Source organism: Rubrivivax rivuli, from assembly GCF_004016505.1.
Taxonomy (GTDB): Bacteria; Pseudomonadota; Gammaproteobacteria; order Burkholderiales; family Burkholderiaceae_C; genus Rubrivivax; species Rubrivivax rivuli.
This window is the reverse complement of record NZ_SACR01000003.1, coordinates 664,180-685,067: the sequence shown is the minus strand read 5'-3', so window position 1 is coordinate 685,067 and position 20,888 is coordinate 664,180. Positions and strand designations below refer to the sequence as shown.

The 20,888-nt window shown below is 69.3% G+C and carries 17 protein-coding genes; 7 read left to right on the top strand and 10 right to left on the bottom strand.

All coding sequences use genetic code 11. From position 1 onward, the window contains the following. Positions 1-18 precede the first annotated feature (18 nt). Complete coding sequence (locus tag EOE66_RS11620; protein WP_128228828.1) at positions 19-1,026, bottom strand: D-2-hydroxyacid dehydrogenase family protein; 1,008 nt, start codon at positions 1,024-1,026, stop codon at positions 19-21. Positions 1,027-1,143: 117 nt separating this feature from the next. Here EOE66_RS11620 and EOE66_RS11615 point away from each other — a divergent pair, with 117 nt between their 5' ends. Then, positions 1,144-1,647, top strand: a complete 504-nt coding sequence (locus EOE66_RS11615; protein WP_128228827.1) for a DUF1993 domain-containing protein — start codon at positions 1,144-1,146, stop codon at positions 1,645-1,647. Positions 1,648-1,654: 7 nt separating this feature from the next. Here the strand turns inward: EOE66_RS11615 and EOE66_RS11610 are convergent, their stop codons facing one another. Further along, a complete protein-coding gene (locus EOE66_RS11610; protein ID WP_245479003.1) occupies positions 1,655-3,343 on the bottom strand; it encodes a transglycosylase SLT domain-containing protein in 1,689 nt (562 codons plus the stop codon). Further along, a complete protein-coding gene (gloB, locus tag EOE66_RS11605; protein WP_128228826.1) occupies positions 3,322-4,092 on the bottom strand; it encodes a hydroxyacylglutathione hydrolase in 771 nt (256 codons plus the stop codon). Before gloB ends, EOE66_RS11610 begins: the two co-directional genes overlap by 22 nt. On the opposite strand from gloB, the gene EOE66_RS11600 reads away from it, so the two are divergent. From EOE66_RS11600 to EOE66_RS11585, 4 genes are all read left to right on the top strand, one after another. Next, entirely contained in the window at positions 4,091-4,975 is an 885-nt protein-coding gene (locus EOE66_RS11600) for a class I SAM-dependent methyltransferase (protein ID WP_128228825.1), read from the top strand. The genes gloB and EOE66_RS11600 overlap by 2 nt on opposite strands. Then, the gene (gene rnhA, locus EOE66_RS11595) at positions 4,972-5,409 is read left to right on the top strand and encodes a ribonuclease HI (RefSeq protein ID WP_128228824.1); all 438 of its coding nucleotides are present in this window, start codon (positions 4,972-4,974) and stop codon (positions 5,407-5,409) included. Before EOE66_RS11600 ends, rnhA begins: the two co-directional genes overlap by 4 nt. Before the next feature lie 92 nt (positions 5,410-5,501). Next, a complete protein-coding gene (locus tag EOE66_RS11590) occupies positions 5,502-6,734 on the top strand; it encodes an efflux RND transporter periplasmic adaptor subunit (protein ID WP_128228823.1) in 1,233 nt (410 codons plus the stop codon). Next, the gene (locus EOE66_RS11585; RefSeq protein WP_128228822.1) at positions 6,731-9,805 is read left to right on the top strand and encodes an efflux RND transporter permease subunit; all 3,075 of its coding nucleotides are present in this window, start codon (positions 6,731-6,733) and stop codon (positions 9,803-9,805) included. Before EOE66_RS11590 ends, EOE66_RS11585 begins: the two co-directional genes overlap by 4 nt. Positions 9,806-9,811: 6 nt before the next feature. Here the strand turns inward: EOE66_RS11585 and EOE66_RS11580 are convergent, their stop codons facing one another. The 7 genes from EOE66_RS11580 to EOE66_RS11550 form a co-directional block, all read right to left on the bottom strand. Beyond that, positions 9,812-10,831: a 2-dehydropantoate 2-reductase gene (locus EOE66_RS11580; protein ID WP_128228821.1), complete on the bottom strand. Its 1,020-nt coding sequence runs from the start codon at positions 10,829-10,831 to the stop codon at positions 9,812-9,814. Continuing rightward, positions 10,828-12,345 (bottom strand): tripartite tricarboxylate transporter permease, encoded by a 1,518-nt coding sequence (locus EOE66_RS11575; protein ID WP_128228820.1) that lies wholly within the window; start codon positions 12,343-12,345, stop codon positions 10,828-10,830. The genes EOE66_RS11580 and EOE66_RS11575 overlap by 4 nt, the downstream gene beginning before the upstream one ends. Before the next feature lies 1 nt (position 12,346). Further along, positions 12,347-12,850: a tripartite tricarboxylate transporter TctB family protein gene (locus tag EOE66_RS11570; RefSeq protein ID WP_128228819.1), complete on the bottom strand. Its 504-nt coding sequence runs from the start codon at positions 12,848-12,850 to the stop codon at positions 12,347-12,349. A 7-nt stretch (positions 12,851-12,857) separates the two neighbouring features. After that, positions 12,858-13,964: a Bug family tripartite tricarboxylate transporter substrate binding protein gene (locus EOE66_RS11565; RefSeq protein ID WP_128228818.1), complete on the bottom strand. Its 1,107-nt coding sequence runs from the start codon at positions 13,962-13,964 to the stop codon at positions 12,858-12,860. Positions 13,965-14,091: 127 nt separating this feature from the next. Continuing rightward, positions 14,092-15,612 carry an acyl--CoA ligase gene (locus tag EOE66_RS11560; protein WP_128228817.1) on the bottom strand — a complete coding sequence of 507 codons (1,521 nt, stop codon included), beginning with the start codon at positions 15,610-15,612 and terminating at the stop codon, positions 14,092-14,094. 202 nt (positions 15,613-15,814) lie between these two features. After that, positions 15,815-16,978, bottom strand: a complete 1,164-nt coding sequence (gene moaA, locus EOE66_RS11555; RefSeq protein WP_128228816.1) for a GTP 3',8-cyclase MoaA — start codon at positions 16,976-16,978, stop codon at positions 15,815-15,817. Between the two features lie 27 nt (positions 16,979-17,005). Beyond that, a complete protein-coding gene (locus tag EOE66_RS11550; RefSeq protein WP_128228815.1) occupies positions 17,006-17,668 on the bottom strand; it encodes a C40 family peptidase in 663 nt (220 codons plus the stop codon). Positions 17,669-17,787: 119 nt separating this feature from the next. Here EOE66_RS11550 and acuI point away from each other — a divergent pair, with 119 nt between their 5' ends. After that, positions 17,788-18,777, top strand: a complete 990-nt coding sequence (gene acuI, locus EOE66_RS11545; protein WP_128228814.1) for an acrylyl-CoA reductase (NADPH) — start codon at positions 17,788-17,790, stop codon at positions 18,775-18,777. A gap of 69 nt (positions 18,778-18,846) precedes the next feature. Then, entirely contained in the window at positions 18,847-20,814 is a 1,968-nt protein-coding gene (locus tag EOE66_RS11540; protein WP_259376395.1) for a propionate--CoA ligase, read from the top strand. The last annotated feature ends 74 nt before the right edge of the window (positions 20,815-20,888 follow it).

Below are 20,888 nucleotides of genomic sequence, written 5' to 3'. Positions count from 1 at the left end.
CACCCTCAACGCGAACCTTCAACGAAGCACCTTCAATGCTTCGGGGTTCACCAGGTTGGTGGGCTCGTTGTTGATGAAGTTGATGACGTTGCGGAAGGCCGCGCCGAAGTAGGTTTCGTAGCTGTCCTGCTCCACGTAGCCCAGGTGCGGCGTGCAGACGGCGTTTTCCAGGCGCAGCAGCGGGTGGCCTTGCAGGATGGGTTCGCTCTCGAACACGTCCACCGCCGCCATGCCGGGGCGGCCGCGGTTCAGCGCCGCCACCAGCGCGTTCTCTTCGATGAGTTCGGCGCGCGAGGTGTTGACGATCAGCGCGGTGGGCTTCATGCGGCTGAGCGCATCGAGCCGCACGATGCCGCGCGTGGCGTCGCTCAGGCGCAGGTGCAGGCTCAGCACGTCGCAGGTCTCGAAGAAGGCCTCGCAGCTCTCGGCGGCGGTGTGGCCGTCGGCCACGGCGCGGGCGCGCGAGTTTTCGCTGCCCCACACCTGCACCTGCATGCCGAAGGCCTTGCCGTAGCCGGCCACCATCTGGCCGATCTTGCCGTAGCCCCAGATGCCCAGCGTCTTGCCGCGCAGCACCATGCCGATGGCGAAGTTCGGCGGCATCGAGGCCGCCTTCAGCCCGCTCTGCTGCCAGGCGCCGTGCTTGAGGTTGCCGATGTACTGTGGCAGCCGCCGCATGCTGGCCATGATGAGCGCCCAGGTCAACTCGGCCGGCGCCACCGGCGAGCCCACGCCCTCGGCCACGGCGATGCCCATGCGCGTGCAGGTGGGCACGTCGATGTGGCTGCCCACGCGGCCGGTCTGCGAGATCAGCTTCAGGCGCGGCAGCTTCTCCAGCAGCGCCTTCGGGAAATGCGTGCGTTCGCGGATCAGCACCAGCACGTCGGCATCGCGCAGCCGCACGCTGAGCTGGCCGATGCCCTTGACGGTGTTGGTGAAGACCTTGGCGTTCAGCGGTTCCAGGAGCTTGGCGCAATCGAGCTTGCGCACGGCGTCCTGGTAATCGTCGAGGATGATGATGTTCATGGCAGCGATGCCGTCGATTCTGCCCGTTTCAGGCGCTGCGCCTGCAGCGTCAGCGCAGCAGGGCTAGCATGCGCCGCGCCGGTGCCCCGCGGGCACCTTGAACCCGGAGAACCACAGATGAGCATCACCATGCACTCGGCCAGCGCGCCGATCTTCCTGCGCACCTTCTCGGCCATGCTGGTCTGGCTGGACAAGGCACAGGCCCACGCCGAAGCGCGCAAGTTCGACCCCAACAACTACCTCACGCTGCGCCTGGCGCCCGACATGCTGCCCTTCACGCGGCAGATCCAGATCGCCACCGATGGCGTCAAGGGCTGCATGGCGCGCCTGGCCGGGCAGGAGGTGCCGAAGTGGGACGACACCGAGGCCACGCTCGACGACCTGCGCGCGCGCATCCGCAAGGCCATCGCCTATGTGGAGAGCTTCAACGCCGCGCAGATCGACGGCACCGAAGACAAGGAGATCGTGCTGCCCATGCGCAGTGGCGACCCGCTGCGCTTCACCGGCGAGGGCTACCTCAAGCACTTCGTGCTGCCCAACCTGTACTTCCACGCCAGCATGACCTACGCGCTCTTGCGCCAGGCCGGCGTGGACATCGGCAAGCGCGATTTCCTCGGCTGAGCGAGGCTCAGCGCGCCGGATGCTGGGCTGAGGCCACCGGCGGCTTGCGCGGGCCGGCGGTGGCCGTTCCCGGGCGGTTGGCCACGTTCTTGGTGGCCGTCTTGGTGGGGGCCTTGGTCGACTTGGCTGCCGGCGCGGCCTTCGCGGCGCGCGTCGGCTTGCGCGGGGCCTTGGCGGTGGCGGCCACCGCCGGCTTCTTGCTGTTGCTGGCCACCGCGCGGCGTGCCGGCGTGGCGCGCACTTCCACCGTGATGGTCTGCCCGGCCTTGAAGCGCGCCTGGCTGCTGACGCCGTTCCACTGCGCCACCTGGGCCGGGCTCACTCGGTAGCGGCGCGCCACGGCGGCCACGCTGTCGCCCTTGCGGCCGGCCTTGAAGCTGATCTTGCGCATCGGCCGGCCCTCGGGCGTCAGCGCCAGCAGGCCGTTGTGGGCGATGTGCTCGGCCACGTCGTCGTCGTCGTCGTCGCGCGGCACCAGCAGCGTGGAGCCGGCCTTCACCAGCATGCCCTTGGGGATGCGGTTGGCCTGGCGCAGTTCGTCTTCGCTCATGCCGATCAGGCGGGCAGCGTCGGCCGGCTTCAGCGTGCGCGGGGCCACCCAGGCCGTCCAGGTGGCCAGGGCGCCGCGGTGGGCCTGCAGCGCGCGCACGAAGCGGTTGGCGTTGTCGTAGGGCAGCAGCACCTGCGGCGTGCCGGCGGCCAGGATGACCGGCTTGTTCATCTGCGGGTTGAGCTGCTCGAACTCGTCGAGCTCCAGCCCGGCCAGCTGCGCGGCCAGCGCCACGTCGATGTCGCGCTCGATGGGCACGCTCAAGAAGAAGGGGTGGTTCTCCAGCGGCGGCAGGCTCAGGCCGAAGGCCTCGGGCCGCAGCACGATGTTCTTCACGGCCTGCAGCTTGGGCACGTACTCGCGGGTTTCGATGGGCATGCGCAGCGACTCGTAGTCAGCGACCTTGCCGCTGCGGCGGTTGCGCTCGATGGCGCGCGAGACATTGCCCTGGCCCCAGTTGTAGGCCGCCAGCGCGAGGTGCCAGTCGCTGAACAGGCCGTTGAGTCGTTCCAGGTAGTCCAGCGCGGCGCGCGTGCTGGCCAGCACGTCGCGGCGGTCGTCGCGGAAGAGGTTCTGGCGCAGCTCGAAATCCTTGCCCGTGGCCGGCATGAACTGCCACATGCCCATGGCCCGCGCGTGCGACTGCGCCTGTGGGTTGAAGGCGCTCTCGATGAAAGGCAGCAAGGCCAGCTCGGTGGGCAGGCCGCGGCGCTGCACTTCTTCAACGATGTGGAAGAGGTAGCGGCCGCCGCGCGTGGTCATGCGCGTGACGTAGGCCGGGTCGCGGGCGTACCAGTTCTCCCACTTGCGCACGAGATCGTTGTCGATGTCGGCCATCGCGAAGCCGCCGCGCACACGCTCCCACAGATCGCCACGCTCGCTGTCTTGCGTGCTTTCAATGCGGCCCGTGGTGGGCGGGGGCAGGGGGGCGAGCGGGCCGCTCTGTGCCAGCAACGGGCCGCTGGCGGCCGGGGCTGCCGGCGGCAGCGCCACGGGGGTGGCCACCACGGGGGCGGGCTCGGGGGCCGGGGCGGGCACCTCGGCCGGGGGCGGCACGAGGCTGGCGCAGGCCGAGAGCAGCAGCGCCGCGACGAGCAAGGGCAGGTGGGTGAGCTTGAAGGTCATCATCGGAAACGGTTCTTCCATTCGCGCAGGGCGGCCAGCACGCTGACGCTGTCGTCGTTGGCCGCGCCTTCGGCACGCGCCGCGTTCACCACGGCGGGCACCTCGCAGCGCAGGAAGGGGTTGATCTGGCGTTCCAGGCCGATGCTGGAAGGCAGCGTGGGCAGGCCCTGTGCGCGCAGCGCTTCGCAGCGCGCCTGGTACTGAGCGCGTTCGCGGTTCTCAGGTTCCACGGCCGCGGCAAACTTCAGGTTGGAAAGCGTGTATTCGTGGGTGCAGCACACCTGCGTGCCGGCAGGCAAGGCGGCCAGTTGCGACAGCGAGTGGTGCATCTGCGCCGGCGTGCCTTCAAACAGACGTCCGCAACCGGCCGAAAAGAGCGTGTCGCCGCAGAAGAGCAGCGGCGTCTCGCCATCGCCTTGCTGTGCGTAAGCGATGTGTCCGGCGGTGTGGCCGGGCACGTCCATCACTTCGAAGGTCAGGCCGAGCACCGAGATGCGGTCGCCACCGGCCAGCGGCGTGAAGGGTGCAGGAATGCGCTCGCGCGCCGGGCCCCACACGGGCCCCATCAGCCGCGGGCGCAAAGCCTCGATGCCGCCGGTGTGATCGGGGTGGTGGTGCGTCACTAGAATGCCCGCGAGCTGCAGGCCTTGCGCGTCAAGCGCCTGCAGCACCGGTGCCGCGTCGCCCGGGTCCACCACCACGGCCTGCGTGCCGTCGTGAAGCATCCAGATGTAGTTGTCGGCGAAGGCGGGCAGCGCTGAAAGATTCATGACGCGAGACGAGTCGATTCTAGAGTTGGGGGCCTGGCTGCGGACCGCGCCCGGGCACTACCTCCTGGCGTGGGAACAGGAGCGATTGGATCACGCCGTGACCGACGCCTTCGGCTTTCACGCACTGCAGCTGGGCCTGCCGGAACTCGACGGCCTGCGCGCCAACCGCATGCCCCATCGCTGGGTGGCCAGCGACTCCATGCATGTGCCCGAAAGCTTTGCGCTCGACGTGCCGCCCGTCGACGACAGCCTGCTCACCACGCAGGCCGGCCACGAGCCCGTGGCGCTGCACTGCGAATTCGACGCGCTGCCTTTCCCCGACAACAGCATCGACCTCGTGGTGCTGCCGCACGCGCTGGAGCTGGCCCGCGACCCGCACCACACGCTGCGCGAGGTGGAGCGGGTGCTGGTGCCCGAGGGCCGTGTCGTCATCGCCGGCTTCAACCCGGCCAGCCTGTGGGGTCTGCGCCAACGCGCCGGGCGCATGAAGCGCGGGCTGGGCCTGGGGCGGCAACGCAGCCTCTACCTGCCGCGTGCCGGTGAGTTCATCGGCTACTGGCGGCTGCGTGATTGGCTGCGGCTGCTGGGTTTCGAGGTCGAGGCTGGGCGCTTCGGCTGCTGGCGACCACCTTTCCACAGCCAGAAGTGGCTGGACCGTTTTGAATGGATGGACCGTGTCGGCGACCGCTGGTGGCCGGTGCTGGGCAGCGTGTACTTCGTGGTGGCCGTCAAGCGCGTGCGCGGCATGCGCCTGGTGGGCCTGGCGCGGCAGGACAAGCGCAAGGCCCATGCCGCACCGGCCGTGGTGGCGCGGCGCGACCCGGCCACAATGCGCGCCCCTGCGATGGATGGGCCTGCGCCCGAGCGAGACCTGGAGCGATGACTGAAGTGTTGATCTATGCCGACGGCGCCTGCCGCGGCAACCCCGGCCCCGGCGGCTGGGGCGCGTGGCTGCGCAGCGGCGTGCACGAAAAGGAGATGTTTGGCGGCGAGCCGCTCACCACCAACAACCGCATGGAACTCACCGCGGTGATCGAGGCCCTGGCCTCGCTGAAGACGCGCTGCAAGGTCACCATCTACACCGACAGCAGCTACGTGAAGGACGGCATCACCACCTGGATCCACGGCTGGAAGAAGCGCGGCTGGACCACGGCCGACAAGAAGCCGGTGAAGAACGTCGAACTCTGGCAGCGCCTGGACGCGCTGAACGCCGCGCACCAGGTGGAATGGCGCTGGGTGAAGGGCCACGCTGGCGACCCCGGCAACGAACGCGCCGACCGCCTGGCCAACCAGGGCGTGGACTCGGTCTTGCGCTGAGGCGCCGAGGCCCCCCTTGCGGGTTGTGCCCCCAGGCAGCGTGGGGCTGAAAAAGCTACAGTCCTTGGTTGCTTGCAGCACCCGAGACTTCTGTGAAGACATTGCATACGGCCGTGGCCGTGGTGGGCCTGGCCGCCGCCGGTGGCCTGGCCTGGTGGTGGCAGAACGCCACCCCGAAGAACACTCCCGCAGCCTCGGCCGCCGCGCAGGGCCCGAGCACCGGTGCGCCCGCTGGCGGCGGTGGTCGGCCTGGCGGACCCGGGGGCCCTGGCGGCCCGGCCGCCGTGGAGGTGGCGCCTGCCGTGAGTGCCCGTCTCACCGACGAGATCAGCGCCGTCGGTTCGCTGCGTTCGAACCAGGGCGTGATGCTGCGGCCCGAGGTCAGCGGCCGCATCGTCAAGCTGGGTTTCAGCGACGGCCAGCGCGTCAAGCGCGGCCAGTTGCTGGTGCAGCTGGACGACACCCTGCAGCAGGCCCAGCTCAAGCAGAGCGAGGCCCAGGCCGCCATCGCACGCACCAACCTGCAGCGCAGCCGCGAGCTGCTGGGCCAGGGCTTCGTGAGCCAGAGCGCCGTTGACCAGAACCAGGCCGCGCTCGATGTGGCCGAGGCCCAGGTGGCGCTGTCGCGCGCGCAGTTGGCGCGCCTGAAGGTGCTGGCCCCGTTCGATGCCACCGCCGGCATCGGCCTGGTGGACGTGGGCGACTACGTGAAGGACGGCGCCGATCTCGTGAACCTGGAGGACCTGGGCTCGATGAAGGTGCAGTTCGCGCTGCCCGAGCGTGTGATCGACCGCCTGCGCCCCGGCCAGCCGGTGGACGTGGCGGTGGACGCGCTGCCCGGCCGCAGCTTCAAGGGCCGCTTGCAGGCCATCGATTCCGTCGTGGATGCCAACGGCCGCGCCTTGCAGGTGCTGGCGCAGGTTGAAAACCCGGGCGCGTTGCTCAAGCCCGGCATGTTCGCGCGGCCACGCGTGGTGTTCGCGGTGCGTGAAGGCGCGGTGGTGGTGCCTGAAGAGGCGTTGGTGCCTTTCGGCGGCCGGCAGCTGCTGTTCAAGGTGGCCGACGGGCCCGATGGCAAGAAGGTCGCGCGCCGCGTCGAGGCCCGCCTGGGCCTGCGCCAGCCCGGCCGCGTGGAGGTGCTGGAAGGCCTGCAGCCTGGCGACATGGTCGTCACCGCGGGCCACGCGCGCCTGCTGCGGGGTGATGCGGTGCCGGTGCGTGTGATCGACCTCAGCCGCGCCGGTGCGCCGGCACGGCCGGCCTCGGGTGCGGCCTCGGGTGCCAGGCCCGGCGCGCCCTCGGGCGCCGCGGGGAAGGGCGCATGAAGCTCTCGGAAACCTCCATCCGCCGGCCGGTGCTGGCTTGCGTGATGTCGCTGCTGCTGGTGCTGGTGGGGCTGGTGTCCTTCCAGGAACTGACGGTGCGCGAGTACCCGCGCATCGACGAGCCGTTGGTCAACGTCAGCACGCGGCTGCAGGGCGCCTCCAGCGAGGTCATCGAGAGCCAGGTCACCAAGCCGCTGGAAGACAGCATCGCGGGCATCGACGGCGTCGACATCATGACCTCGATCTCGCGCACCGAGAGCAGCCAGATCACGGTGCGCTTCCGCCTGAGCAAAGACCCCGACACGGCCGCCGCCGAGGTGCGCGACCGTGTCGCCCGCGTGCGCGGGCGCCTGCCCGAGGCTGCGGACGAGCCCGTCATCAGCAAGGTCGAGGCCGACGCTTCGCCCACCATCTGGCTGGCCTACACCAGCGAGACCATGGGGCCGCTGGAGCTCACCGACCTGATCAACCGCGTGGTCAAGCCGCGCCTGCAGACCGTGCCCGGCGTGGCCGACGTGCAGATGGGCGGCGACCGGCGCTACGCCATGCGCGTGTGGCTCGACCCCGACAAGCTCGCCGCCTACAAGCTGACAGTGCAGGACGTGGAAGACGCGCTGCGCCGCCAGAACCTGGAGGTGCCGGCCGGCCGCATCGAAAGCCGGCAGCGCGAGTTCAGCGTCACCGCGCGCACCGACCTCAACACGGTGGCCGAGTTCAACCAGGTGGCCTTGCGCACCGTGGGGGGCTACACCGTGCGCCTGCGCGACGTGGCGCGCGTGGAAGAGGCCGCCGCCAGCGAACGCAGCCGCGTGCGCCTGAACGGCGTGCCCAGCGTGAGCACGGGCGTGATCCGCAACGCCACCGCCAACCCGCTGGAGGTGGCCGCCGGCGTGAAGGCGCTGATGCCGCAGATCCAGCGCGACCTGCCGCCCAGCGTGACGGTGGTGCAGGCCAACGACAACTCGGTCTTCATCGACCGCAGCATCAAGGCCGTCTACACCACCGTCATCGAGGCCGTGGTGCTGGTGGCGCTGGTGGTCTTCGTTTTCCTGCGCACGCTGCGCGCCTCGGTCATCCCGCTGGTCACCATCCCGGTCAGCCTGATCGGCGCGTTCTCGCTCATCGCGCTGGCGGGCTTCACCATCAACACGCTCACGCTGCTGGCGTTGGTGCTGGCCATCGGCCTGGTGGTGGACGACGCCATCGTGGTGCTGGAGAACATCTACCGCCACATCGAGGAAGGCATGGCGCCCTTCCAGGCCGCGATCAAGGGCATCCGCGAGATCAGCTTCGCGGTGATTGCGATGACGTTGACGCTGGCCGCCGTGTTTGCGCCGCTGGCCTTCACGCCCGGGCGCACGGGGCGGCTGGTGGGCGAGTTCGCGCTGACGCTGGCGGGCGCGGTGCTGGTCAGCGGTTTCGTCGCGCTGACCCTCACGCCCATGATGTGCAGCAAGCTGCTGCGCCACGTGCCCGAGCCCGGGCGTTTCGACCGCTTCATGGAGCGGCTGCTGACGGGCCTGTCGGCCGGCTACGCCCGCGCGCTGGGCTGGACGCTGCAGCGCCGCTGGTTGATCGTGGGCCTGATGCTGGCCAGCGCAGGCACGAGCTGGTGGCTGTTCAGCATCACGAAGAGCGAACTGGCGCCCTATGAAGACCGCGGCGTGATCGCCATGCCCATCCGCGCGCCCGACGGCGCGACCTTGGAATACACCGCGCGCTACCTCGACGCCATAGAGAGCATCGGCAGCCAGTACCCGGAGTTCGACCGTCGCTTCCTCTTCGTGGGAGGGGGCCAGGTCAGCACCGCCTTCGGCGTGATGCGCACGGTGGATTGGGAGCAGCGCACGCGCAGCACGCGCGAGCTGCAGCGCGACATGCTGCCCAAGCTGGGCGCGCTGCCCGGCATCAGCGCCTTCCCTGTCACGCCGGCCAGCCTGGGCCAGGGCTTCCGCGAGCGCGGCCTGAACGTGGTGCTGGTCAGCGGCGACAGCTACGCCAACATGGCCCGCGTGGCGCAGCAGTTCATCGCCGAGATGCAGAAGAACCCCGGCATCGTGCAGCCCGACAGCGACCTGCAGCTCAACAAGCCCGAGGTCTTCATGGACGTCGACCGCGCGCGCGCGGCCGATCTCGGCATCGGTGTGGACACGGTGGCGCGCACGGTGGAGACCATGCTCGGCGGCCGCGTCGTCACGCGGTACAAGCGCGACGCCGACCAGTACGACGTGCTGGTGCAGACCGCAGCCAGCGGCCGCACCACGCCCGAAGACATCGAGAAGATCTTCGTGCGCGGCCGCAACGACACCATGGTGCCGCTGTCCAGCCTGGTGAAGGTGCGCGAGGCCGTGAGTCCGCGCGAACTGAACCACTTCAACCAGCGTCGCAGCGTCAGCCTCACGGCCGATCTCGCGCCCGGCTACACGCAGGGCGAGGCGCTGAAGTTCATGGACGAGACCGCGGCGCGCCTGTTGCCGCAGGGCTACGCCACCGAGCTCAACGGCGTCAGCCGCGAGTTCAAGGCGAGCTCGGGCGCCCTGGGCCTGGTCTTCGTGCTGGCGCTGCTGTTCATCTTCCTGGTGCTGGCGGCGCAGTTCGAGAGCTTCATCGACCCCTTCGTCATCCTGCTGGCCGTGCCCCTGAGCATGGTGGGCGCCTTCGCGGCCATGCAGCTGACGGGCGGCACCCTGAACGTGTTCTCGCAGATCGGCCTCATCACGCTGATCGGGCTGATCACCAAGCACGGCATCCTGATCGTGGAGTTCAGCAACCAGCTGCGCCAGCAGGGCCGCAGCGTGATGGAGGCCGTGACCGAGGCCAGCGCGCTGCGCCTGCGGCCCATCCTGATGACCACTGGCGCGATGGTGCTGGGCGCGCTGCCGCTCGCATTGGCCAGCGGGGCGGGGGCCGAGAGCCGGCAGCAGATCGGCTGGGTGATCGTGGGCGGCATGTCGGTGGGCACGCTGCTCACCATCTTCGTCGTGCCCACGGTCTACACGCTGTTCGCGCGCAAGGGCATCCCGGGCGAGATCACCACGCCGGCCTTGGACGACGCCAGGCCGGCCCGCTGAAGGGCGTCAGGCCGCGGCCTGCACCTTCAGCCGCCCCTGCTGTGCGGCCAGCGTGCGCTGCAGCAGGCTGACGGTGGCATGCATGGCGCTGATCACCGGCGTGGGTGTCTCGGTGATGCGCCCGAGCTCGACCACCGAGCCCACCAGCGCTTCCAGTTCCAGCGCACGGCCGGCTTCCACGTCCTGCAGCATGCTGGTCTTGTGCGCGCCCACCGCTTCCGCGCCGGCGATGCGCTGCTCCAGGCTGATCTTGAAGGCCACGCCGAGCTTCTCGCCCACGGCCTGGGCCTCGCGCATCATGGCCGCAGCCAGCTCGCGCGTGGGGCCATAGCGGCAGATGTCTTCCAGCGTGGCGTGGGTCAGCGCCGAGATCGGGTTGAAGGTGAGGTTGCCCCAGAGCTTGACCCAGATCTCGCTGCGGATGTCGCGCGAGACCGGGCTCTTGAAGCCCGCGCCCATCATGGCCTTGCTCAAGGCCTCGATGCGCTCGCTGCGGCTGCCATCGAGCTCGCCCAGGCTGAAGCGGTTGCCCTCGATCAGCTTCACCACGCCCGGCGCCACCAGCTCACTGGCCGGGTAGACCACGCTGCCGATGAGGCGTTCGGGCTCGATGTTCGCGGCGATCAGGCCGCCCGGGTCCAGGCTCTCCAGGCTGCGGCCCTCGTAGGGGCCGGCCAGCTTGTGGAAGTACCACCAGGGCACGCCGTTGATCATGGTGACGACCACCGTGTCGGGCCCGAAGAGGCCGCGCAGATCAGGGAGCAGGTCTTTCACCTGGTGCGCCTTCACGGTGATCAGCACCACGTCCTGCGGGCCGGCATCGGCGTAGCGCTGCACGGCGCGCAGGTTGGGGCCAGCGGGCGTGTGTTCTTCGCTGCCGTCTTCAAGAATCAACTTGAAGCCGTGCGCGTTGATGGCCTCCAGGTTGCGGTTGCGGGCGATGAAGGTGACTTCCTGCCCCGAACGCGCCAGACGCGCACCGAGGTAGCCCCCGATCGCGCCGGCGCCGACTACGGCGATCTTCATGCAGCGGTCCTCGGCGCGGCCTCGCGCGCCCGGTAGTAGTTCTTCAGGGCCCCGATCATCGGCCACACCAGCATCACCAGCGCCAGCGTCGTGATGCTGCCGGCCAGCGGGTTGCCCCAGAAGATGCCCAGCGAGCCCTGGCTGAGCAGCATGGCCTGGCGGAAGCTGCTCTCGGCCATGTCACCCAGCACCAGCGCCAGCACCAAAGGCGCCATCGGGTACTTCAGCTTCTTGAAGAGGTAGCCCAGCACACCGAACACCAGCATCAGGATGACGTCGAACATCGAGCTGTGCACCGTGTAGGCGCCGATGGCACAGATGACGATGATCACCGGCCCGATGATCGAGAACGGGATGCGCAGGATGGCCGCCCACCAGGGCACCGTGGTCAGCACGACGATCAGGCCCACGATGTTGCCGATGTACATGCTGGCGATCAGGCCCCAGACGAACTCCTTCTGCTCGACGAAGAGCATGGGCCCGGGCTGCAGGCCCCAGATCAGCAGGCCGCCCAGCAGCACCGCCGCGGTGGGCGAGCCGGGGATGCCGAGCGTCAGCATCGGCAGCAGCGCGCTCGTGCCCGCGGCGTGGGCCGCGGTCTCGGGCGCCACCACGCCTTCGATGCGGCCCTTGCCGAACTCGTTGGGCTCCTTCGACATGCGCCGCGCCATGCCATAGCTCATGAAGCTGGCCGGCGTGGCGCCGCCGGGCGTGATGCCCATCCAGCAACCCACGGCCACGCTGCGCAGGAAGAGCTTCCAGTGCTTGATCAGCTCGCCCCAGGTCTGCCAGACGACCTTGAAGTTGATCTTCGCGCTCTTGCCCTTGAAGGACAGGCCTTCTTCCATCGTCAGCAGGATCTCGCCGATGCCGAAGAGGCCGATCACCGCGATCAGGAAGTCGAAGCCCTTGAGCAGCTCGGGCACGTCGAAGGTCATGCGCAGCGTGCCGGTCACCGCGTCCAGGCCCACGGCGGCCAGCGCGAAGCCCAGCATCATCGCGGCGATGGTCTTGGCAGGTGGCTCCTTGCTCATGCCCACGAAGCTGCAGAAGGTCAGCAACTGCACCGCGAAGAACTCCGCCGGCCCGAACTTCAGCGCGAACTTGGCGAGCAGCGGCGCCAGGAAGGTGATGAGCAGCACCGCGAAGATGGCGCCCACGAAGCTGCTGGTGAAAGCCGCCGTGAGCGCCTGCGCCGCGCGGCCCTGCTGTGCCATGGGGTAGCCGTCGAAGGTGGTGGCCACGCTCCAGGGTTCACCCGGGATGTTGAACAGGATGGAGGTGATGGCCCCGCCGAACAGCGCACCCCAGTAGATGCAGCTCAGCATGATGATGGCCGAGGTGGGGTTCATGCTGAAGGTCAACGGCAGCAGGATGGCCACGCCGTTGGCGCCGCCCAGGCCGGGCAGCACGCCGATCAGCACGCCCAGCGTGATGCCCACCAGCATGAACACGAGGTTCTGCCAGGTCATCGCGATGCCGAAGCCCTGCACCAGGCTTTGAATCTCGTCCATGTCAGGCCACCCCGATCAGGGCTTCGAGCGGGCCCTTGGGCAGCGGCACCAGGAACCAGCGCTCGAACACGCCGTAGAAAAAGGCCGGTACGCCGACCGAGACCCCCAGCGTCAGCGGCCAGCCGTGCTTGCCGTGGCGCAGCATGAAGTAGCCGATGAGCACGAAGGAAGAGACGTAGATGCCGAGGAAGGCCACGCCCGCCACGTACACCACCATCGGCAGCAGGATGGCCAGCACGCTGCGCAGCTGCTCGCGCTCGGCGAACACCTCCACGGTGCGCCAGCGCATCAGCTGCTTGAAGGCTGTCCAGCCGCTGGCGCCGGCCAGCGCCAGACCGATGTAGAACGGGAAATAGCCCGATTGCGGGCCATCGTCGGCCCAGCCCGTGCCCACGCGCAGGCTGTCGACGATGACCACCACGCCCAGCGCCAGCAGGAACACGGCGACGAGCAGCTCCGGCCAGCGGACGCCGATGGCGTCGCCGGTGTTGTCGGTGTCTTGCATGGGTGCCTCAGCGTGCCAGGAAGCCGGCTTCGCGCATCAGCTCGCGGTGCATCTGCTCGTTCTTGCCCAGCCAGTCGAAGTAGGCCTGGCCACTGAGCGCCGTCTGGTTGAAGGCGCCCTTGTTCATGAACTCTTTCCACTCGGGCAGCGCACGCACCTTGGCCATCAGGTCGACGTAGAACTTCTGCTGATCCGGCGTCACGCCCGGGGGCATGAAGATGCCGCGCAGCATCACGTACTCGGCCGGAATGCCGGCGGTGGCGCAGGGCGGGATGTCGCCCCAGCCCTGCGTCGCCGTGAGCTTGGCCGGGTAGGGCATCTTGACCTTGTCGAACACGCACAGCGGGCGCAGCTTGCCGGCACGCCAGTGGCTTTCGGCCTCGATGGGGTTGTTCACCGTGGCGTCGATGTGCTTGCCCACGAGCTGCACCGCCACGTCGCCGCCGCCCTTGAAGGGGATGTAGGTGATCTTCTTGCCGGCGGCCTTCTCGAGCAGCACGGTGATGATCTGGTCTTCCTGCTTACTGCCGGTGCCGCCCATCTTCAGGCCGCGGTCGGGGCCGGCCTTCAGCGCGTCGAAGAACTGCTTGGCGGTCTTGTGCGGCGATTCTTCGTTGACCCACAGCACGAACTGGTCGAGCGCCAGCATGCTGACGGGCGTCATGTCGCGCCAGTTGAAGGGCACCCCGGTCGCCAGCGGCGTGGTGAACAGGTTGCTCAGCGTGATGATGATCTTGTGCGGGTTGCCCTTGTCGCCCTTGACATCGAGGAAGCCCTCGGCGCCAGCGCCGCCCGAGCGGTTCACCACCACGATGGGCTGCTTCATCAGGTTGTTCTTGGCCACCACGCCCTGGATGAAGCGGGCCATCTGGTCGGCGCCGCCGCCGGTGCCGGCGGGCACCACGAACTCTACCGGCTTGGCCGGTTCCCAGGCCCGGGCCCAGGGGCTGGCGAGCAGTGCGGTGGCGCCCAGCAGCAGGGCGATGCTGGCCTGCCGAACTCGTTGCGTGGCACGCAGCGCACTGCGGGTGCGCGCAGCGATCAGCGCCTGGGGGGCGCGGCCGGCCACTGGGGCCGGGTGGAACAGCGTACTGCGGGGTGCGGTCCTACTCATGTCGTCTCCTAGATTCAGAGGGAAGTCACATGCAGAAAGAAACACCACCTGCCTGGGGTTCAGGTCATGGGCGGCGAACGAAGGGAAAACAGGTACAGCTTCATCTCGAGATACTGCAGAAAGAGGTTCAGGCCAGCCCGAGCTTGGCCGCCAGGCCGATGCGTTGCAGCTTGCCGGTGGCGCCCTTGGGAATCTCTTCCATCAGGAGGATCTTCTTGGGCACCTTGAAGTCGGCGGCCCGCTGGCCGACGAAGTCTTGCAATTCACGTTCGGTGGCGCTCTGGCCTTCGCGCAGCACCACGGCTGCGGCCACCTCTTCACCGAGCTTGGGGTGGGGCATGCCGAAGCACACCACCTGCGCCACGGCCGGGTGGTCCATGAGGATCTCGTCCACCTCGCGCGGGCTGACCTTCTCGCCGCCGCGGTTGATGATTTCCTTCAGCCGGCCGGTGAGGCTGACATAACCCTCGGCGTCCATCACGCCCTGGTCGCCGGTGCGGAACCAGCCGTTGGTGTAGGCCTCGGCGTTGGCCTTGGGGTTGCTCTCGTAGCCTGCGGTGACGTTGTCGCCGCGGATGACGATCTCGCCGATCTCGCCGCGCGGCAGCAGCGTGCCGTCGTCGCCCATGATGCCCACCTCGGGCCCCGCAGCCAGGCCCACGCTGCCGGGCTTGCGCACGGCCGGCGGCAGCGGGTTGCTGGCCATCTGGTGGCAGGCTTCCGTCATGCCGTAGCTCTCGATCAGCGGCGCCTTGAACACTTCCTCGAGTTCGCGGATCACCTGCGGCGGCATGCTGCTGCTGCTGCTGCGGATGAAGCGCAGAGGGTGGCGCGCAATGACCTCGGCGTTCTTGCCGGCACGGCTGAGGATGGCCTGGTGCATGGTCGGCACGGCCGTGTACCAGGTGGGTTTGGCCTCGTCCATCCAGCCGAAGAACTTCAGCGCGTTGAAGCCCGGTGTGCAATACACCTGCGAGCCCGCGGCCAGAGGCGCCAGCACGCCGGCGATCAGGCCGTGGATGTGGAACAGCGGCATGATGTTCAGCCCGCGGTCGGCGGGCGTGAACTGCAGCGTGGCGGCGATGTTGCGCGCCGAGGCGCACAGGTTGCGCTGGCTCAGCGGCACGATCTTCGGCCGCGAGGTGGTGCCGCTGGTGTGCAGCACCATCGAGATGTCGCCGGGCTGGGCCAGACCGCCTTGCGCCGCTGGGGTGGCGGCCGTGCCGCCATCGCGCGGTTGCAGCGTGAAGTCGCCTGCCGCGCTGCCGCCATGCAGGTCGATCAGGCGCACGCCGAGTTTCTGCGCCACCTCGATGGCCGGCGAGGCGCTGTCGTGCTCGACGATCAGCGCCTTGGCGTTCAGGTCCGAGAGGTAGAACTCGAACTCGTCGGCGCGGTAGGCCGGATTCAGCGGCGCCGTGGTCACGCCACAGGCAGCGCTGAGGAAGCAGCTGGCCATCTCGGGGCCGTTGGCCGGCACGATGGCCACGCGGTCGTTGCGGCCGATGCCCAAGCCGTTCAGCGTGTCCAGCGTGCGCTGCACCAACGCGCGCAGGCCGCCATGGGTGAGCGCAGGCCGGCCCGGTGCGGTGAGGGCCACGGCGTCGTCGGCGGCGGTGGACAGCATGCGGATGAGAGACGGTTCCATCGCTTTCGGCTCGGCTGCGGTTCGAGAACAAGACCAGCGTTGCGAACGCTTCAAGCAGCACAGGGCGCGGAGGCTGAGCCTGCCGCGCCCTGTGCTGCTGGTGGGGTGTCGGTTCGCTGAGTGTGGTTATACGGGATCCCGGGGGGGCGCGTTCATCCGGGTTCGCCCGGATTTGTCTTGGACACAACAGCCGCGCGGCATGTCAGCCGCCGATGTAGTGCATCTCCACGCGGCGCTCGCCACTGCCGCTGTCTGCGGGAGCGGCCGGCAGGGCGCTGCGCAACTGGGAGTAACGGTCGTCGCGTTCGCTCCACACCAGGCCGATGGCGCGGGCGATCTGCGCGTCGGTGTAGGGCTGGCCGTCGGCCTGGGTGCCGCGCAGCAGGGCGCGCAGGTCGTGCCCGCGGCTGGCGAAGAGACACAGGAAGAGCTTGCCCTCGGTGGACAGGCGCGCGCGGTTGCAATCGCCGCAGAAGGCCTGCGTCACGCTGCTGATGACGCCGATCTCGCCACCGCCGTCGCGGTAGCGCCAGCGCTGGGCGGTCTCGCCCGGTGCGCTGGCCTCCATCGGCTCCAGCGGAAACACCTCGTGCAGCCGCTGCACCACCTGGGCCGAGGGCAGCACCTCGTCCATGCGCCAGCCGTTGGTGGCGCCGACGTCCATGTACTCGATGAAACGCAGCACCACGCCCGGGCCGTAGCGCTCACGCACGTGGCTCGCCAGCGGCACGATCTCGTGGCAATTGGTGCCGCGCTTGACCACCATGTTGATCTTGATCGGTGCCAGGCCCGCGGCCAGCGCCGCCTCGATGCCCTGCAGCACGTCGGCCACGGGGAAATCGACGTCGTTCATGCGCTGGAAGATGGTGTCGTCCAGCGCGTCGAGGCTGACGGTCACGCGCCGCAGCCCGGCCGCACGCAGCGCCGCGGCCTTGCGTTCCAGCAGCGAGCCGTTGGTGGTGAGCGTGATGTCCAGCGGCTCGCCTTCGGGCGTGCGAAGCTCGGCCAGTTGGCCGATCAGCACCTCGATGTGCTTGCGCAGCAGCGGCTCACCACCGGTCAGCCGCAGCTTGCTCACGCCGTGGGCGACGAAAAGCCGCGCCGTGCGCGTGATCTCCTCGAAGCTCAGCAGGCTGCTCTGGGGCAGGAACTTGTACTGGCTGTCGAACACGTCCTTCGGCATGCAGTAGCTGCACCGGAAGTTGCAGCGGTCCGTCACGCTGATGCGCAGGTCGCGCAGCGGCCGGCCCAGGCGGTCGGCCAGCAGGCCGGTGGTGTCGAAGCCCGTTTCGGGGATGCGGGGCACGGCTGCGGCGTAGCGCAGGTCGGCCAATGGAATCACGCTCGGAATCACGTTCTCGCCCATGCCGCCATTGTGGCGGCTGGCAGCGGCTCAGCGCGCTGCCGGGGTTTCGACAGTGGGTACTTCGGCGCGGCGCGCGCCGTTGAAGCGCTTGGCCCAGTAGGCCTGGCGCATGTCTTCGATGCGCACCTCGGCACCGGCCCGCGGGGCGTGGATGAACTTGCCCTCGCCGACGTAGATGCCCACGTGCGAGAAGGCGCGGCGCATGGTGTTGAAGAAGACGAGGTCGCCGGGCTTGAGTTCTTCCTGCTTGACGCTCAGCAGGCCGGCGATCTTGGCCTGCTCGTCGGCCCGGCGCGGGAGCACCAGGCCCAGGCTGCGTTCGAAGACGTAGCGCGTGAAGCCGCTGCAATCGAAGCCCTGCTCGGCCGTGTTGCCGCCGCGCACGTAGCGCACGCCCAGGAAGTTCATCGCCGTCAGCACCATCTCGGTGGCGCTGTCGCGCATCTGCTGGACGATCGGGCTGTTCTCGATCTTGCCGGCCTCGGGCACCAGGCCCCGTTCCTGCAGGAGGTGCAGCACGGCGTCGCCCGCAGGCGTTGGCGGCGGCGGGGGGGCCGGGGCCGGCGTGGTCTGCGCCCAGGCGCCGCAGGCCGCCGCGACCAGCGCGCCCGCCGTGGCCCGACGCAGCCAAGCCGCGCGCAGCGGCGCGAGGCGGGGCGGCGGGGCTGGGGGCAGCGGGCGGAAGGGCATGGGCGCGGCAGGATAGCAGTGCAGGCGCGGGCGTCAACCGGCGCGGCCCCGGGCCGCCGGCGGCGGTCTCGGGCAGGGCATGGCAGCATCGCAGCCCCCGTCACCCTTGCTGTTACGCCATGTTCAAAGCCCTGCTGCTTGAAAAAGACGAGGCCGGCTTCCGTGCCGGTGTCACCACGCTGGACGAAAGCCGCCTGCCGCCAGCCGGCCCCGGCATGGTGCTGGTTCAGCTCAGCCATTCCACGCTGAACTTCAAGGACGGGCTGGCGCTGACGAACAAGTCGCCCGTGGTGCGCCTGTGGCCCATGGTGCCGGGCATCGACGGCGCCGGCACCGTGCTGGCCAGCGAGCATCCGGACTGGCAGGCCGGTGACACTTTCGTACACAACGGCTGGGGCGTGGGCGAAACCCACTGGGGTTGCCTGGCTGAGCGCGCACGCTTGAAGGGCGACTGGCTGGTGCGCCTGCCAGCGGCCTTCACGCCGCGCCAGGCCATGGCCATCGGCACCGCCGGCTACACCGCCATGCTCTGCGTGCTGGCGCTGGAGCGCCATGGCCTGGCTCCTGGCGCGGGCGAGGTGCTGGTCACGGGCGCCACGGGCGGCGTGGGCAGCGTGGCCATCGCGCTGCTGGCGCGCCTGGGCCACCTCGTCATCGCGGCCACCGGCAAACCCGCAGAGGCCGACTACCTGCTGAAGCTCGGCGCCGCCGGCGTCATCGACCGCGCCGAACTGGCCGCGCCGGGCAAGCCACTGCAGAAAGAGCGCTGGGCCGCCGTGGTGGACGCCGTGGGCAGCCACACGCTGGTCAACGCGCTGGCGCAGACGCGCTACGGCGGCGTGGTGGCTGCCTGCGGCCTGGCCCAGGGCCACGACCTGCCGGGCACGGTGATGCCCTTCATCCTGCGCGGCGTGACGCTGGCGGGCATCGACAGCGTGATGGCTCCGCGGCCCTTGCGCGAGCAGTCCTGGGCACGGCTGGCACGCGACCTCGACCCGGCGCTGCTGGAGACGATGGTGCAAGAGATCGCGCTGGAAGACGCGCCAGCCGCGGCACAGCGCCTGATGGCGGGGCAGGTGCGCGGGCGCGTGGTGGTGCGCGTTTCCTGATTCGCCAGGGGGCGTCTGCACCGGCCCCGGGCGGTGTCAGCGCTGCGCAAGCGCGCGGCCGAGAATGCGGTGTCACGACGGGGCCCACCCCGCGCCACGAACCGGAGACACCGCATGGCCGAGCGCTCGACTTACGCCGAACTGCACCAACGTTCTCTCGCCGACCGCGAGGCCTACTGGGCCGAGCAGGCGCAGCGCATCGAATGGCACACGCCCTTCACGCGGGTGTGCAACAACGACAACCCGCCCTTCACGCGCTGGTTCGAGGGCGGCACCACCAACCTGTGCCACAACGCGGTGGACCGCCACGTGGCCACGCGCGGCGATCAGAACGCGCTGGTGTGGGTGAGCACCGAGGTCGGGCAAGAGCGCGCCTACAGCTACCGCGAACTGCAGGCCGAAGTGATGGGCATGGCCGCCATCCTGCAGGCCCAGGGCGTGAAGCAGGGCGACCGCGTGCTGATCTACATGCCCATGATCCCCGAGGCCGTGTTCGCCATGCTGGCCTGCACGCGCATCGGCGCGGTGCACTCGGTGGTGTTCGGCGGCTTTGCCAGCGTCAGCCTGGCCAGCCGCATCGAAGACGCCGAGCCGGTGATGGTGGTCAGCGCCGACGCCGGCAGCCGCGCCGGCAAGGTGGTGCCCTACAAGCCTTTGCTGGATGAAGCGCTGAAGCTCTCGGCCCACAAGGTGCCGCAGGTGCTGATGGTCAACCGCGGTCTCGCGCCCATGCCCATGACCGAAGGCCGCGACCTCGACTACACCGCGCTGCGCGAACAGCACCGCGGCGCGCAGGTGCCCGTGGTGTGGCTGGACAGCACCGCCATCAGCTACACCATCTACACCAGCGGTACCACCGGCCGGCCCAAGGGCGTGCAGCGCGACACTGGCGGTTATGCCGTGGCGCTGGCGGCCAGCATGGAGCAGATCTTCCTCGGCCAGCCCGGCGAAACCTACTTCAGCACCAGCGACATCGGCTGGGTGGTGGGCCACAGCTACATCGTCTACGGCCCGCTGCTGCACGGCATGGCCACCATCCTCTACGAAGGCCTGCCCATCCGCGGCATGAACGGCGAGCCCGATGCCGCCATCTGGTGGAGCCTGGTCGAGAAGTACAAGGTGACGGCGATGTTCTCGGCCCCCACCGCCGTGCGCGTGTTGAAGAAGCAGGACCCGGCTGCGCTGAAGAAACACGACCTCTCCAGCCTTCGTGCGCTCTTCCTGGCCGGCGAGCCGCTGGACGAGCCCACCGCCAGCTGGATCTCGGGCGCCTTGGGCGTTCCCATCATCGACAACTACTGGCAGACCGAAAGCGGCTGGCCCATCCTGACCATCGCCAACGGCGTGGAGCGCAAGGAAAGCCGCTTCGGCAGCCCCGGCATCGCCATGCCGGGCTACGACGTCAAGCTGCTCGACGAGCAGACCGGCGAAGAGCTGACGCAGCCCCACCAGAAGGGCGTGGTGGTCATCGAAGGCCCGCTGCCGCCCGGCTTCATGCAGACCGTGTGGCGCGACGACGCGCGTTTCGTCAACACCTACTGGAAGAGCGTGCCGGGCAAGATGGTCTACAGCACCTTCGACTGGGGCATCCGCGACGAAGAGGGCTACTACTTCATCCTGGGCCGCACCGACGACGTGATCAACGTCGCCGGCCACCGGCTGGGCACGCGCGAGATCGAAGAGAGCCTCTCCAGCCACGCCGCCGTGGCCGAGGTGGCCGTGGTGGGCGTGGCCGACCAGCTCAAGGGCCAGGTGGCGATGGCCTTCGCGGTGCTGAAGGACACGGCCCGCGCCGCCACGCCCGAGGGCGCGCTGCAGCTCGAAGGTGAGCTGATGAAGGTGGTGGAGAGCCAGCTCGGCGCCGTGGCGCGGCCGGCGCGTGTGCGCTTCGTGACGGCGCTGCCAAAAACGCGCTCGGGCAAGATGCTGCGCCGCGTGATCCAGGCCGTGTGCGAAGGCCGCGAGGCCGGAGACCTCACGACCATCGAAGACCCGAGCACGGTGCAGCAGATCAAGGATCTCGTCGCGGTGCGTTGAGTGCGCAGGTCTGAGGGCCCCCTCCGCCGGGGGCCCCCGGCAGGCGCCCGCGCGGGCGATGGTGGTGCGGGTTC